Genomic DNA, 13,374 nt, shown 5'->3' with positions numbered 1-13,374 from the left:
ACTATGAAAAGTTATCTTTAATTTTGCAACAGATACACACTTTAGTCACTAAAAACGGAACACCATGCATAAAGTATTTTTAGGAACCGCCTGTTTCCTGTTTTCCGCCCTGTCGCTACATGCACAGTCACCGCTCGAAAAAGGATTGCAAAGCATCAACCGTACTTCCGCAGAAGCCATTGTGGAGTTTCTGGCCGATGACGAACTGCAAGGACGCGAAGCAGGCATGCATGGTTCGCGGGTAGCAGCCCGCTACATCGTATCCTGCCTGAAAGAAGCCGGTATCCGCCCTTTGGACAAGAACGGCTATTACCAGCCTTTCAAGGCATACGCCAAGGAAAGGCAGCAACGCGGACGCTGGCAGGTACACCCCGACTCCGTTGCCGTACTGAAACAAGGCACACACCGTTCCCTGAAAATGGATAATGTGCTGGCATACATTCCCGGCAAGCGCAGCGATGAATATGTCATTGTAGGCGCTCACTTCGACCACCTGGGCGTAGACGAAACGCTGGCGGACGATAAGATATACAACGGTGCGGACGATAACGCATCCGGCGTCTCCGCCGTATTGCAGATAGCACGTGCATTTGCCCTCAGCGGAGAAAAGCCGCTGAGAAATGTTATCTTCGCCTTTTGGGACGGCGAGGAAAAAGGATTGCTAGGTTCAAAACATTTCGTACAGCACTGTCCGTTTCTCAAACAGATAAAGGGTTATCTCAACTTCGACATGATAGGGCGTAACAACAAGCCCGAACAACCGCAGCACGTAGTCTACTTCTACACAGCTGCCCATCCTGCCTTCGGCGAATGGCTGAAACGGGACATCACCCGCTACGAACTGCAACTGCAACCCGACTACCGTCCCTGGGACAACCCCGTGGGCGGAAGCGACAATGCCTCGTTCGCCCGTTCCGGCATCCCCGTCATCTGGTATCACACCGACGGCCATCCCGACTATCACCAGCCGTCAGACCACGCCGCATTACTGAACTGGGAAAAAGTCGTGGAGATAACCAAGGCATCCTTCCTCAACGTATGGAATCTTGCCAACGAAAGCAACTATTAATATTTAAGAAGAAGAGTAAGGACACATGGTTTTAAATTACATCTGGGTAGCATTTTTCGTAATCGCCTTCATTGTAGCGCTCTGCAAACTCCTGTTTATGGGAGATACGGAAATATTTACGGAACTTGTCAACTCCACATTCGACTCATCCAAGACCGCATTCGAAATATCACTGGGGCTCACCGGCATTCTATCCTTATGGCTGGGCATCATGAAAATCGGCGAGAACAGCGGTATGATAAACGCGCTTTCGCGCTGGCTGAGTCCCGTGTTCTGCCGCCTCTTCCCGGAAATTCCCCAAGGACACCCCGCCATGGGTTCCATCTTCATGAACCTTTCCGCCAACATGCTGGGGTTGGACAATGCCGCCACCCCGATGGGACTGAAAGCCATGAAAGAGCTTCAGGAGCTGAATCCGAAAAAAGATACCGCTACCAACCCGATGATTATGTTTCTGGTAATGAACACATCCGGGTTGATACTGATACCCGTCAGCATCATGATGTACCGCTCGCAAATGGGCGCTGCGCAGCCTACGGACATTTTCATCCCTACGCTGATTACTACCGCCATCTCTACCATTGTCGGTGTCACCGCCGTCAGCATTGCGCAACGGATAAACCTGCTGAACAAACCCATTCTTATTCTGATCGGTTGCATCAGCCTGTTCTTCTCCGGGCTTATTTACCTGTTCACCCAAGTAAGCCGCGAAGAAATGGGCGTTTACTCCACGCTGGTTGCCAACATCATTCTCTTTACCATCATCCTGCTTTTCATCCTGTGGGGATTATGGAAAAAGATTAATGTGTACGATGCTTTCATCGAAGGCGCCAAGGAAGGATTTACAACCGCCATACGCATCGTTCCCTATCTGGTGGCATTCCTCGTTGGAATCGCCGTTTTCCGCACTTCGGGAGCGATGGATATCATCGTAAACGGCATCGGTTACATCGTCGGACTATCCGGAGCGGACACCGAGTTTGTAGGTGCGCTGCCCACTGCATTGATGAAATCGTTAAGCGGCAGCGGGGCCAACGGACTGATGATTGATACAATGAAGCAATACGGCGCCGACTCTTTTGTCGGCCGCATGAGCTGCGTGGCACGCGGCGCCTCGGATACCACGTTCTACATCCTTGCCGTCTACTTCGGCAGCGTAGGCATCACGAAAACCCGCAACGCCATCACCTGCGGCCTGATAGCCGACTTTTCCGGTATCATCGCCGCTATCATCATCAGCTATATATTCTTCTTTTAAAAAAACTGGAAATAGTATGATAAGTTATCAGACAGACGGCATCGAAATGCCCGCAATCAAGAAGCGCGAAACAACGGAATGGATCAAAGCCGTTGCCGCCACCTACAACAAGAGAATCGGCGAAATAGCCTACATCTTCTGTTCGGACGAGAAAATCCTCGAAGTGAACCGACAGTACCTTCAGCACGATTACTACACGGACATCATCACTTTCGACTACTGCGAAGGCAACCGCCTGAGCGGCGACCTCTTCATCAGCCTGGATACGGTACGCACCAACGCCGAACAGTTTGCCGGCAATGACTACGAACGGGAGCTGTACCGCGTCATCATCCACGGCATCCTGCACCTTTGCGGCATTAACGACAAAGGACCGGGAGAACGGGAAATCATGGAAGCCGCCGAAAACAAGGCGCTCGCCATGCGATAAAATCAAAAGGCGTATCGGCAAGCAAAGTTCAACTCTCCCCCCTATCGTTTTTTTGCACAATCTCTCGTCACTCGTCACTAACCACCTCGCATCCCTTTACCAGAGAGGGATTGCGGATGTGACGACCAACATGATAAGGGTGATGACAAACAATCGGTCGTCACCCTCAAAAACAGGCTATGCACTATGGGTCAATGCATTAACCCAATAATCAGAAATTCCATATAAGCAACTTTTTCAACGATTTCCGAGGTCTGAAAAGATTTTATACGGGCAATCGGGAAGCTAATCCCGTAGATAAATGTTCCATTCCCTCTTTCTTTTCTTTGTTTCGCACCGTATATAATACCGCTTTACCACGTTACTTTCTTCGTTTTCCAATTGCAGGCTCCGCGGTTGCCAATTGCGGGCTGCCGGGCCCGCAGCCGGCAACCGTCCGTCCCGCAACTGCGGGACGAAGAAAAGAACCTGCCTTTCGGATATTTCCCTTAAACGAATAAGAGATTATATACAAGGTGAAAGGAGATTACATACAGGCAAAACAGAAAGAAACCCGCGAGGTATTTCCTAAGAATTCACAAGGAAAGGAGATAAATCGCGGCTACAAAATAACTTTTTAGTAACTTTGCATGGTTTTAAAAGAGATTGAACGAATGGAGTTTAAGTATGACGTTATCGTAATCGGCGCCGGACATGCCGGCTGTGAAGCCGCTGCCGCCGCCGCAAACCTGGGTTCAAAGACCTGTCTTATCACAATGGACATGAATAAGATAGGACAGATGAGTTGTAACCCTGCCGTAGGAGGTATTGCCAAAGGACAGATTGTACGCGAAATAGACGCCTTAGGCGGATATATGGGATTGGTAACCGATAAAACGGCTATCCAGTTCCGCATATTGAACCGCTCCAAAGGCCCCGCCATGTGGAGTCCGCGCGCGCAGTGCGACCGCAACAAATTCATCTGGACATGGCGCGAGATTCTGGAGAATATTCCCAACCTGCACATCTGGCAGGACACCGTACAGGAAATCCTCGTTGAAAACGGCGAGGTAACCGGACTCACCACCGTTTGGGGAGTGACCTTCCGCGCCAAATGCGTTGTACTGACTGCCGGAACTTTCCTGAACGGACTGATGCACGTAGGGCGCACCATGCTTCCGGGCGGGCGCATGGCAGAACCCGCATCTTACCAACTGACCGAATCCATCGCCCGGCACGGCATCACATACGGACGAATGAAAACGGGAACCCCCGTACGCATCGACGGACGGAGCGTGCATTACGAAGATATGGAGATTCAGGAAGGGGAAAACGACTTCCATAAATTCTCCTTTATGAACAACGGCGTACGCCACCTGAAGCAACTGCCGTGCTGGACTTGCTTCACCAATGAGGAAACACACCGCATCCTTCGTGAAGGGCTGCCTGATTCTCCCCTTTTCAACGGGCAGATTCAAAGCATAGGGCCCCGCTATTGCCCCAGTATAGAAACCAAAATCGTAACCTTCCCCGACAAGGAACAGCACCAGCTTTTCCTGGAACCGGAAGGTGAAACGACGCAGGAACTTTACCTGAACGGCTTCTCTTCTTCCCTGCCGATGGACATACAGATTGCAGCGCTGAAAAAGATTCCAGCATTCCGCGACCTGGTGATTTACCGCCCCGGCTACGCAATAGAATACGATTACTTTGATCCCACCCAACTGAAACATACGTTGGAAACGAAGAAAATCAAGAACCTATTCTTTGCCGGACAAGTAAACGGAACGACCGGCTACGAAGAAGCTGCCGGACAAGGAATCATTGCAGGTATCAACGCGCATATCAACTGCCACGGCGGAGAACCGTTCACCCTGGCACGCGACGAAGCCTATATAGGCGTATTAATCGACGATTTGGTTACCAAAGGCGTCGATGAGCCTTACCGCATGTTTACTTCACGTGCGGAATACCGCATCCTGCTCCGAATGGACGATGCCGATATGAGGCTAACCGAAAGAGCCTGGAAACTGGGACTTGCCAAAGAAGACCGCTACGAACTATTAAAGAGCAAGCGCGAAGCCGTTACAAGCATCATAGAGTTCACCCGGAGTTATTCGATGAAACCGGCATTAATCAACCCGGTGCTGGAACAGCTCGGCACTACCCCGCTCCGCCAGGGATGCAAGCTGGTAGACTTAATAAACCGTCCGCAAGTAACCTTGGAAAACATGGCAGAACATGTCAGCGCTTTCCGTCGGGAACTGGACAAGATTACGGAACAGGATAAAGTTGCAGACAGAAGAGACGAAATAGTCGAAGCTGCGGAAATACTTATTAAGTACGAAGGCTATATCGGACGCGAGCGAATCATAGCAGACAAACTGGCACGGCTGGAAAGCATAAAGATTAAAGGAAGGTTCGACTATAATTCCATCCAGTCTCTTTCTACCGAAGCCCGCCAGAAGCTGGTGAAGATAGATCCGGAAACGATAGCCCAGGCAAGCCGAATCCCGGGAGTGTCTCCCAGCGATATCAACGTGCTGCTGGTGCTTTGCGGGCGATAAGGGGCAACGTTCCACGTGAAACAAAGAATTCAATAAACGTATTAAATAAACTGATTATGAGCAAAGAAACACTTGCCAAGACCATTCGGGAAATTCCCGACTTCCCCATCCCCGGGATTTTATTCTACGATGTGACCACTCTGTTTAAAAACCCGTCGGCGCTGCAAGAACTTTCAGACACCTTGTATGAAATGTACAAGGATAAAGGGATAACCAAAGTGGTAGGTATAGAATCCAGAGGCTTCATCATGGGCCCCATTCTCGCCACCCGCTTAGGTGCAGGATTCGTACCCATGCGCAAGCCCGGAAAGTTGCCTGCGGAAACAATCGAAGAAAGCTACGACAAAGAGTACGGCAAAGATACGGTACAAATCCACAAGGATGCCATTGAGCCGGACGATGTAGTATTGCTGCACGACGACCTTCTGGCTACGGGCGGAACAATGGAAGCAGCCTGCAAACTGGTGAAGAAACTGAACCCTAAAAAGGTATATGTAAACTTCATTATCGAATTGAAAGAGTTGCATGGAAAGGATATATTCAGCAAAGATGTAGATGTAGAATCGGTATTGACACTCTAAAGAAACAACCGGGTGGTAAAGCAATCACATCGCTGCATGAGAATGTATCGCCGCATGCTCTTGGCAGCGTATTGCTTTACCACCTTTTTCTTACGATATGGACGAACTAAAAACAAATGATTACCTGAAGGGTATCGTTCTGAACCTTCCCGAAAGTCCCGGTATTTACCAATATCTGAATGCCGAGGGAACGATTATATACGTAGGGAAAGCAAAAAACCTGAAGCGCCGGGTCTCTTCCTACTTCAACAGAGAACATGAACCGGGAAAGACACGGGTACTGGTGAGCAAGATTGCAGATATCCGGTATATCGTGGTCAACACGGAAGAGGATGCCTTGCTGCTGGAGAACAATCTTATCAAGAAATACAAACCCCGTTACAACGTACTGCTGAAAGACGACAAGACCTACCCGTCCATCTGCGTGCAGAACGAATATTTCCCCCGCGTATTCAAGACGCGGAGAATCATACGCAACGGTTCTTCCTACTACGGCCCGTACAGCCACATACCATCCATGTATGCAGTGCTCGACCTCATCAAGCATTTGTACCCGCTACGCACCTGCAACTTGAATCTCTCGCCCGAAAACATCCGGGCAGGGAAGTTCAATGTATGCCTGGAATACCACATCAAGAACTGCGCAGGCCCCTGCATAGGCAAGCAGAATCAGGAAGAATACCTCAAAAACATTGCCGAAATAAAGGAAATACTCAAGGGAAATACCCAGGAGATAGAGCGGATGCTGTATCAGCAGATGCAGGAGCTTGCGGCGGAAATGAAGTTTGAAGAGGCGCAGAAAATCAAGGAAAAGTATCTGCTGCTGGAAAATTACCGTTCCAAATCGGAAGTGGTAAGCAACGTATTGCACAATATCGACGTGTTCTCCATCGAGGAAGACACCGATGAAAAGTCCGCATTCATCAACTATCTGCATATCACGAACGGGGCTATCAACCAGGCTTTCACCTTTGAGTACAAGAAACGGCTGAACGAAACGAAAGAAGAGCTCCTGTCACTGGGCATTATCGAGATGCGCGAACGGTACAAGAGCCTTTCCCGCGAAATCATCGTGCCCTTTGAGCTGGACATGGAGCTTAAAGACGTTATCTTTACCATCCCGCAACGCGGTGACAAGAAGAAATTGCTTGAACTCTCCATCCTTAACGTTAAACAATACAAGGCCGACCGTCTGAAACAAGCGGAAAAGCTGAATCCGGAACAACGCACGGTACGCCTTTTAAAGGAAATCCAGCAAGAATTGCACCTCGACAGGCTGCCTATGCGGATAGAGTGTTTCGACAACTCCAACATCCAAGGCTCGGATCCTGTTGCCGGATGCGTTGTCTTCATCAAAGGAAAGCCGTCCAAGAAAGACTACCGGAAGTATAACATCAAGACCGTGGAAGGACCGGATGACTATACATCCATGAAAGAGGTTGTAAAACGGCGTTATCAGCGCGCTATCGAGGAGAACGCCCCCCTGCCCGACCTTCTTATCACCGACGGCGGAAAAGGGCAAATGAGCGCCGTAAAAGAGGTTGTCGACGAACTGAACCTTGACATCCCCATTGCCGGACTTGCCAAAGACGGGAAACACCGCACATCGGAACTGCTATACGGTTTCCCGCCGCAGACCATCGGACTGAAACAAAACTCTCCCCTTTTCCGTCTGCTGACGCAAATACAGGACGAGGTACACAGGTTTGCCATTACCTTCCACCGCGACAAGCGCAGCAAGCGGCAGATAGCTTCGGCCTTAGACGAGATAAAAGGGATTGGAGAAAAGACAAAGAACGCTCTGCTAAAGGAGTTCAAAAGCGTAAAACGAATCAAGGAGGCATCGGCGGAAGATATTGTCAAAGTGATTGGAGAGGCGAAAGCGAAAATCATAAAGGACTATTTCACAGACAAATAGTCCTTCAATACAAATTCTTGTCCCACACCGCGGCAATCACGAATTTATTCGTAACTTTGCAACCTGCAAAATAATTTTTTAGGACTAAAACATGAGAGTAGTTATACAACGTACCGGGCATGCGTCTGTCACAATCAACGGAACCTGTAAGTCCGCCATCCGCAAAGGATTTATGATATTGGTAGGCATAGAGGAGACGGACGGCAAGGAAGACATCGACTGGTTGTGTAAAAAGATTGTCAACCTGCGTGTTTTTGACGACGAGAATGGCGTTATGAATAAATCCATACTCGACATTGACGGTGAGATATTGGTAATCAGCCAGTTTACGCTGCACGCATCTACCAGGAAAGGCAATCGCCCCTCTTACATACGGGCGGCAAAACCGGAAATATCCATTCCGCTGTACGAACAATTCTGCAAGGAATTGAGTTTTGCATTAGGTAAAGAGATAGGTACCGGCGAATTTGGAGCCGATATGAAAGTAGAATTAGTGAACGATGGCCCTGTGACCATCTGTATGGATACAAAAAACAAGGAATAATGACGTTAAAAGAAGCACAACAAGAAGTGGACTCCTGGATAAAAAAATACGGAGTACGTTACTTCAGCGAGCTCACCAATATGGCCGTATTGACCGAAGAAGTCGGCGAGCTGGCACGAGTTATGGCACGCAAATACGGCGACCAGTCTTTTAAGGAAGGAGAGAAAGACAACGTTGAAGAAGAAATCGCGGACGTCCTTTGGGTACTTCTCTGCATTGCCAACCAGACCGGTGTAGACATCACCGAAGCATTTGCACGCAGCATCGAGAAGAAAACCAAACGCGACCAGGCAAGACATATCAATAATCCTAAATTATCCGACCATGGAGAATAACGAATCTACACAGAGCAAGTACGATGCCGCTCTGGCGAAGTACAACACCAATTTGAATGATGCGGAAGTGGCAGCGGAAGTAGCCGGAATAATCGCAGAGAAAGTCCCTGCAAACAATACTCCGGAAGTAAAGAAGTTCCTGTTCAACTGCATCGACCTGACCACGCTCAACAGTACGGACAGCGATGAAAGCGTCATGAAATTCACCCAAAAGGTAAACCAGTTTGACGAAGAATTTCCCGATTTGAAGAACGTAGCGGCCATCTGCGTATATCCCAACTTTGCGGAAGTAGTAAAGGATACGCTGGAAGTGGAAGACGTAAAGATAGCCTGCGTATCGGCAGGTTTCCCCTCTTCACAGACTTTCATAGAAGTAAAAGTAGCCGAAACCGCCATGGCAATCATGGAAGGCGCGGATGAGATAGACATTGTAATCTCCGTAGGAAAGTTCCTGAGCGGCGACTATGAAACCATGTGCGATGAGATACAGGAGCTGAAAGCCACCTGCAAGGAGCATCACCTGAAGGTAATCCTGGAGACCGGCGCGCTGAAAACGGCAGCCAATATCAAAAAGGCCTCTATCCTATCCATGTATGCCGGAGCCGATTTCATCAAGACTTCCACCGGCAAACAGCAGCCTGCCGCCACTCCGGAAGCAGCCTACGTAATGTGTCAGGCTATTAAGGAATACCATGCCTTGACGGGCAACAAGATAGGTTTCAAACCGGCAGGCGGCATCAACTGCGTAAACGATGCGCTCATCTACTACACCATTGTAAAAGAAGTGCTGGGCGAAGAATGGCTGAACAACGGATTGTTCCGTTTGGGAACCAGCCGTCTGGCAAATCTCCTGCTGTCGGAAATCAAAGGTGAAGAAATGAAGTTCTTTTAAGAGGAATACGGTTGATATATCCGTTATATAAAACAAAGCGAAGAACCTGCTCTCTATATAAGGAGAAAAAGTTCTTCGCTTCGTTTTTGAATGACGGGATATAAAAGAAACTTTGATAGATATTCCGTCTTTATTGTATAAAAAACAAACTTATTTTTCGCGTTCCACTACATAATCAAGATAGCAAACAAGCGCTTTCTTGACATCCGTATCTTCCATGGAAGCTAATAACGAAAGTGCCTTTTCCTTAAACTCAATCATAACTTTCGTAGCGTATTCAATGCCGCCGTTTGCCTTGGAAAACTCGATCAATCGGGCTATTTCATCAGTTGTAGCCGTTCCGCTCTTTACTTTCGCGGCAATCTCCTGTGCCTGCTTGTCGCGGGTTGAATTAAGGGCATAAAGTGCAGGTAAGGTCAGCTTTCCTTCCAGCATATCATTGCCGGTAGGTTTGCCGATTTCCTTGCTTTCGTAGTAATCGAATATATCATCCTTGATTTGAAAGCAAAGACCGATGTATTCGCCAAAGAGACGTGCACATTCCGCCTTTTCATCGCCAGCTCCCACCGAAAGCGCACCCGCTTTCATGCATGCGGCAAACAGTACGGCCGTCTTCTTACGGATGACATCAAAGTAAATATCCTCGGAATATTCGGGATTGCTGACATTGGAAAGCTGCAACAGCTCCCCTTCTGCCAAATCCTGTCCCAGCTTCGAAACAATATCGATAATGCCGTAATTGCGCGTCATCCCCACTTCCACCAAAGCCGTTGCCAGTAAATAATCTCCCGTAAGCACCGCCACCTTATTATTAAAAACGGCATTCACGGAGAGCTGCCCCCGGCGTTCGGTACTCTCGTCCACCACATCGTCATGCACCAGGCTTGCCGTATGCAGCAGCTCCAAGGCAACCGCAGCATGAAGCGTTGCCGGACAAATCTCATTGTACAGCTTCGCCGCAAGCAAAACCAGAATCGGGCGCATCATCTTCCCATTCTTCTGCCGTATATGCGCAATCACGCTGTTCAGCAAAAGGTTAGAACTGGAAAGGCAACTATCAAAATGCTTTTTGAAGTCTTCCAACTCCGCAGAAATCGGGGATTTTATGAAGGATATACTGTCCATACATCGCTATTTGAGCACAAAAATAGTAATAAAACGGTTAATACGGTATTTTTTTGTACTTTTACCATGAAAAAAAGGATAAATATATGAATTCAACCGATAAACTTTTCTTGCTTGATGCCTACGCATTGATATACCGTGCTTATTACGCGTTCATCAAAAATCCGCGAATCAACTCCAAAGGATTCAACACTTCTGCCATTCTGGGGTTTGTGAACACCCTGGAAGAGGTGCTGAAAAAGGAAAATCCCACACATATAGGAGTAGCTTTCGACCCTTCGGGACCTACATTCCGCCACGAGGCTTACGAACAATACAAAGCGCAACGGGAAGAGACTCCCGAGGCCATCCGTCTTTCCGTACCTATTATAAAGGATATTATCCGTGCCTACCGCATTCCTATCCTGGAAGTGCCCGGTTATGAAGCCGATGACGTAATAGGCACGCTTGCCACCGAAGCCGGCAGACAAGGTATTGTCACCTACATGATGACGCCCGACAAAGACTACGGCCAACTGGTGTCGGAGAATGTATTCATGTACCGCCCCAAACACAGCGGCGGATTCGAAGTCATGGGCATCGAGGAGATAAAAGCGAAGTTCGATATCCAGTCCACAGAGCAAGTCATCGACATGCTGGGACTGATGGGCGACTCTTCCGATAACATCCCCGGCTGTCCGGGCGTGGGAGAGAAAACCGCACAAAAGCTGGTGGCTGAATTCGGCAGCATCGAAAACCTGCTTGCCCATACCGACCGGCTGAAAGGTGCGCTTAAAACCAAAGTAGAGGCAAACCGGGAAATGATTGCTTTCTCCAAATTCCTTGCAACCATCAAAGTGGACGTACCTATCAAGCTCGACATGAACACACTCGTCCGCGAAGAGCCGAACGAAGAAGAGCTCCGCAAGATTTTCGAAGAGCTGGAATTTCGTACCCTCATCGACCGTGTCCTGAAAAAGACAGTCTCTCCCCTTCCCTCTTCTTCCAGTTCCGCTTCGCCCGATCCTTATGCGGGAACTTTGTTTGCCCAACCCACCGACGGCACAACTTCCGGAAACAACGCTCCGGTTCAAGGCGATTTGTTTGCAAATTTTGCGGACAACGGGACGGGTGATGCAAAAAATTCGATTCTCACGCGCTTAGAAATGCTCGATGTAGACTATCAACTGATTGATACAGAAGAAAAAAGAAAGAAAATTATTCAAAAGTTACTTACAAAAGAAATTCTCTCAATAGATACGGAAACCACCGGAACCGAACCGATGGAAGCGGAACTGGTGGGAATGAGCTTCAGTGATGCCGAAAACCGGGCTTACTATGTACCCGTTCCGGCAAATCGTGACGAAGCGTTAAAAATCGTCAATGAGTTCCGCCCTCTTTACGAAAATGAAAATTCCATGAAAGTAGGACAAAATATCAAGTACGATATGATTGTCCTTCAAAACTACGGAGTACAGGTAAAAGGAAAACTTTTCGACACCATGCTTGCCCATTATGTATTGCAACCGGAGCTCCGGCACAACATGGACTACCTTGCCGAAATCTATCTGCACTACCAGACCATCCACATCGACGAACTTATAGGAGCCAAAGGCAAGAACCAAAAGAACATGCGCGATCTTCCGCCGGAAGACGTATACCGCTACGCTTGCGAAGATGCGGACGTTACACTGAAACTGAAGAACGTACTCGAAAAAGAACTGAAAGAGCACGCTGCCGAACATCTCTTTTACGAAATAGAGATGCCGCTCGTACCGGTGCTCGTCAACATCGAAAGCAACGGAGTGCGTATCGATACGGAAGCGCTTAAACAATCGTCCGAGCATTTCACGCTCCGCCTGCAGGAGATTGAAAAAGAAATCTATGCCCTGGCAGGTGGCGAAACCTTCAATATCGGCTCACCCAAACAGGTAGGCGAAGTGTTGTTTGACAGACTCAAAATCGTAGAGAAAGCCAAAAAAACCAAGACCGGACAGTATGTCACTTCCGAGGAAGTACTCGAGAGCCTTCGGAACAAACACGCAATCATCGGTAAGATACTTGAATACCGCGGACTGAAAAAGCTGCTAAGTACCTACATCGATGCATTGCCCCAGCTGATAAATCCGCGTACGGGACGTATCCATACCTCGTTCAACCAGGCGGTAACCGCTACCGGACGACTCAGCTCAAGCAATCCGAACCTGCAAAACATACCCATTCGTGACGAGGACGGCAAGGAAATCCGCAAAGCCTTCATTCCCGATGACGGATGCGAGTTCTTCTCTGCCGACTACTCGCAGATCGAACTGCGCATCATGGCACATCTGAGCCAGGATAAGAATATGATTGATGCCTTCCTCAGCGGTTATGACATTCATGCCGCCACTGCCGCCAAAATATATAAGGTGGATATTAATGACGTAACCGCCGATATGCGCCGCAAAGCCAAGACAGCCAACTTCGGCATCATCTACGGCATCTCCGTCTTCGGGCTGGCGGAGCGTATGAACGTTCCCCGTCAGGAAGCCAAAGAACTGATAGACGGGTATTTTGAAACCTACCCGCAAGTCAAGGAATACATGGACAGAAGCATACAGGTGGCGCGCGAAAACGGATATGTGGAAACCATCTTCCACCGCAAGCGCTTCCTGCCCGACATCAACTCACGGAATGCCGTAGTACGCGGTTATGCAG

Annotated in this window: 11 protein-coding genes; 10 read left to right on the top strand and 1 reads right to left on the bottom strand. The window is 48.7% G+C overall.

Translation table 11 applies throughout. From position 1 onward, the window contains the following. Positions 1-64: 64 nt before the first annotated feature. From AB5903_RS02485 to deoC, 9 genes are all read left to right on the top strand, one after another. Positions 65-1,069: a M28 family metallopeptidase gene (locus tag AB5903_RS02485; protein WP_272709806.1), complete on the top strand. Its 1,005-nt coding sequence runs from the start codon at positions 65-67 to the stop codon at positions 1,067-1,069. A gap of 25 nt (positions 1,070-1,094) precedes the next feature. After that, entirely contained in the window at positions 1,095-2,327 is a 1,233-nt protein-coding gene (locus AB5903_RS02480) for a nucleoside recognition domain-containing protein (protein WP_272709807.1), read from the top strand. Between the two features lie 16 nt (positions 2,328-2,343). Further along, positions 2,344-2,757, top strand: a complete 414-nt coding sequence (gene ybeY / locus AB5903_RS02475; protein ID WP_005655843.1) for an rRNA maturation RNase YbeY — start codon at positions 2,344-2,346, stop codon at positions 2,755-2,757. Positions 2,758-3,410: 653 nt separating this feature from the next. Next, positions 3,411-5,303: a tRNA uridine-5-carboxymethylaminomethyl(34) synthesis enzyme MnmG gene (gene mnmG, locus AB5903_RS02470; RefSeq protein ID WP_040315934.1), complete on the top strand. Its 1,893-nt coding sequence runs from the start codon at positions 3,411-3,413 to the stop codon at positions 5,301-5,303. A gap of 56 nt (positions 5,304-5,359) precedes the next feature. Then, positions 5,360-5,884, top strand: coding sequence for an adenine phosphoribosyltransferase (locus AB5903_RS02465; protein ID WP_005655836.1), 525 nt, complete (start codon positions 5,360-5,362; stop codon positions 5,882-5,884). Between the two features lie 97 nt (positions 5,885-5,981). Further along, complete coding sequence (uvrC, locus tag AB5903_RS02460; RefSeq protein WP_005655834.1) at positions 5,982-7,802, top strand: excinuclease ABC subunit UvrC; 1,821 nt, start codon at positions 5,982-5,984, stop codon at positions 7,800-7,802. A gap of 91 nt (positions 7,803-7,893) precedes the next feature. Further along, positions 7,894-8,346, top strand: coding sequence for a D-aminoacyl-tRNA deacylase (dtd, locus tag AB5903_RS02455; protein ID WP_368117638.1), 453 nt, complete (start codon positions 7,894-7,896; stop codon positions 8,344-8,346). Next, on the top strand, positions 8,346-8,681 hold the full coding sequence (locus tag AB5903_RS02450) for a nucleotide pyrophosphohydrolase (protein ID WP_005655830.1): 336 nt from the start codon (positions 8,346-8,348) through the stop codon (positions 8,679-8,681). Before dtd ends, AB5903_RS02450 begins: the two co-directional genes overlap by 1 nt. Continuing rightward, positions 8,671-9,573 (top strand): deoxyribose-phosphate aldolase, encoded by a 903-nt coding sequence (gene deoC, locus AB5903_RS02445; protein WP_005655828.1) that lies wholly within the window; start codon positions 8,671-8,673, stop codon positions 9,571-9,573. The genes AB5903_RS02450 and deoC overlap by 11 nt, the downstream gene beginning before the upstream one ends. 150 nt (positions 9,574-9,723) lie before the next feature. Here deoC and AB5903_RS02440 read toward each other — a convergent pair whose 3' ends face one another. Beyond that, positions 9,724-10,698, bottom strand: a complete 975-nt coding sequence (locus tag AB5903_RS02440; RefSeq protein ID WP_368117637.1) for a polyprenyl synthetase family protein — start codon at positions 10,696-10,698, stop codon at positions 9,724-9,726. A gap of 86 nt (positions 10,699-10,784) precedes the next feature. Between AB5903_RS02440 and polA the strand changes: the two genes are divergently transcribed. Continuing rightward, the coding region (polA, locus tag AB5903_RS02435) for a DNA polymerase I (RefSeq protein WP_368117636.1) at positions 10,785-13,374 on the top strand (2,590 nt) is incomplete at its 3' end.

The organism is Bacteroides sp. 2201st1_D9_2201SCRN_220225, from assembly GCF_040928965.1.
GTDB lineage: Bacteria > Bacteroidota > Bacteroidia > Bacteroidales > Bacteroidaceae > Bacteroides > Bacteroides stercoris.
The sequence above is the reverse complement of the archived record's forward strand: the minus strand, read 5'-3'. Positions and strand labels throughout refer to the sequence as shown.

What these genes read in the sequence shown, in the direction of transcription:
- mnmG (WP_040315934.1), top strand. Translation starts at nt 3,411, where the DNA reads ATGGAGTTTAAGTATGACGTTATCGTAATCGGCGCCGGACATGCCGGC.
- AB5903_RS02465 (WP_005655836.1), top strand. Translation starts at nt 5,360, where the DNA reads ATGAGCAAAGAAACACTTGCCAAGACCATTCGGGAAATTCCCGACTTC.
- AB5903_RS02485 (WP_272709806.1), top strand. Translation starts at nt 65, where the DNA reads ATGCATAAAGTATTTTTAGGAACCGCCTGTTTCCTGTTTTCCGCCCTG.
- deoC (WP_005655828.1), top strand. Translation starts at nt 8,671, where the DNA reads ATGGAGAATAACGAATCTACACAGAGCAAGTACGATGCCGCTCTGGCG.
- dtd (WP_368117638.1), top strand. Translation starts at nt 7,894, where the DNA reads ATGAGAGTAGTTATACAACGTACCGGGCATGCGTCTGTCACAATCAAC.
- ybeY (WP_005655843.1), top strand. Translation starts at nt 2,344, where the DNA reads ATGATAAGTTATCAGACAGACGGCATCGAAATGCCCGCAATCAAGAAG.
- AB5903_RS02440 (WP_368117637.1), bottom strand. Translation starts at nt 10,698, where the DNA reads ATGGACAGTATATCCTTCATAAAATCCCCGATTTCTGCGGAGTTGGAA.
- AB5903_RS02450 (WP_005655830.1), top strand. Translation starts at nt 8,346, where the DNA reads ATGACGTTAAAAGAAGCACAACAAGAAGTGGACTCCTGGATAAAAAAA.
- AB5903_RS02480 (WP_272709807.1), top strand. Translation starts at nt 1,095, where the DNA reads ATGGTTTTAAATTACATCTGGGTAGCATTTTTCGTAATCGCCTTCATT.
- uvrC (WP_005655834.1), top strand. Translation starts at nt 5,982, where the DNA reads ATGGACGAACTAAAAACAAATGATTACCTGAAGGGTATCGTTCTGAAC.